The 1,513-nt window shown below is 65.4% G+C and carries 1 protein-coding gene; it reads right to left on the reverse strand.

Going from position 1 to position 1,513, the window contains the following annotated elements; genetic code table 11:
- Positions 1–34 precede the first annotated feature (34 nt).
- Positions 35–1,096 carry an IS110 family RNA-guided transposase gene (locus tag QM806_RS40810; RefSeq protein ID WP_283295031.1) on the reverse strand — a complete coding sequence of 354 codons (1,062 nt, stop codon included), beginning with the start codon at positions 1,094–1,096 and terminating at the stop codon, positions 35–37.
- Positions 1,097–1,513: the final 417 nt, after the last annotated feature.

Genomic DNA, 1,513 nt, shown 5'->3' on the forward strand with positions numbered 1-1,513 from the left:
AGAGCGTGTCTCATGTGGGGTGCCTCTCTGTTTGTCAAGCGGCCCTTGCGGAGTGATTCTTCTCTGGTTGAAGACGACGCTTTTCGTCGGACAGCATGATGCGCCAGAGGTGATCGGACAGGTGACGTTTGAGGGCGCGCCTGGCCGCTGCCGGCTTCTTGCCCTCGGCGATTTTCTTCTCGAAATAGTTGCGCCCGGCGCTGGCGCGCATTCGGATCTGAACCACAGCGACGGTGTAGAGCGCGCTGTTGAGCTGTCGGTCGCCGTAGCGTGAGAGTCGGTGCCGGTCGGTGTCGGCGCTGGCGATCTGGACCGGTGCCGAGCCGTTGTAGTTCGCATAGGCCGCCGCGGTCGGGAAGCGATCGGGCCGACCGGTGCGGCCGATCAGCCGGGCCGCGGTCACCGCACCGATCCCGTCGACCTCGCGCAGGCGGGTGCCGTGCTCGTCGAGGGTCTCGGCCATCTGCTTCTCGTTCGCCGCGAGCTGGTCGTCGAGGCGGCGGATGTCGGCGATCAGATCTCGACACAGCCCGACCCGCATCCGGTCGACAGGGCTCTTGGCGCGGAAGCTTCGTAACAGGGCGGCTGCCGCAGAGGCGGTGAGCGAGGTCCGGGCACCCCCGGCAAGCAGCTGCCGCAGTAGCGCATGCAGCTGATTCATGTTGCGGGTTCTACTGTTGGACAGATTTGTTCGTCGCTCGTCGAGTAGTCCGAGAATCTCGGCGGGACCCTCCGGGTCGACCGGGCGGGCGTCGCCCTGCATCGCGGCCACACACGCCGCCGCGGCTGCGTCGATGCGGTCGTTCTTGCGGCGGCCGCCGCGGGAAAGTTCCCGCACCCGGGCGGTGGCGGTGGTCGGAACGTCGAGGGTAACCTCCCCGAGGACGAGCAGCCACTGCGCAAGGTGATGTCCGAGGCCGTAGGCATTCTCGACCGCCCACTGGCGTTGCGGCCAGGACTTGGCCCAGGCAATCAGCGTCTTGTAGCCGGTGAGGGTGGCGTCGATGCGGATCGAGCCGAGGTCGGTGTTGGTGGCCGGGTCGACCGCGGTTGCGGTGTGGGTGGACTTGTGCGGGTCGATACCGATGACGATCATGGAAGACGGTTCCCTTCTCTGTCAGGATGGGATCCGCGGAGGACAATCCGACTTCAAGTACCTCTCACAGCAGCTTGGGGTCACGCCTCTCTTCAGTCACTCCGCGAACGCAGACCGGGAGGGTCGGACACACCCCACAAGGGTCAACCCACCGTGCGGGTGACAGGAGCTTCTCGAGTCAGCCCTTCCGGTCTGCTACGGGACGCTACGGGTAGCTGACCCGATCACGAACCGCTGACACTCATACAAGTCGGAGTTTCTTGAAGCAGGTCAGTGCGGCGGCGAGGTGAAGGAAGCCGGCGAAGTGTTCGCCGTGGCGCTCGTAGCGGATGGTCATACGCCGGTAGCCGGTGAGCCAGGCAATGGTGCGTTCGATCTTCCACCGGTACCGGCCGAGGCGATCGTTTCGCTCAATGC

The organism is Rhodococcus sp. IEGM 1351, from assembly GCF_030056875.1.
Taxonomy (GTDB): domain Bacteria; phylum Actinomycetota; class Actinomycetes; order Mycobacteriales; family Mycobacteriaceae; genus Rhodococcus_F; species Rhodococcus_F opacus.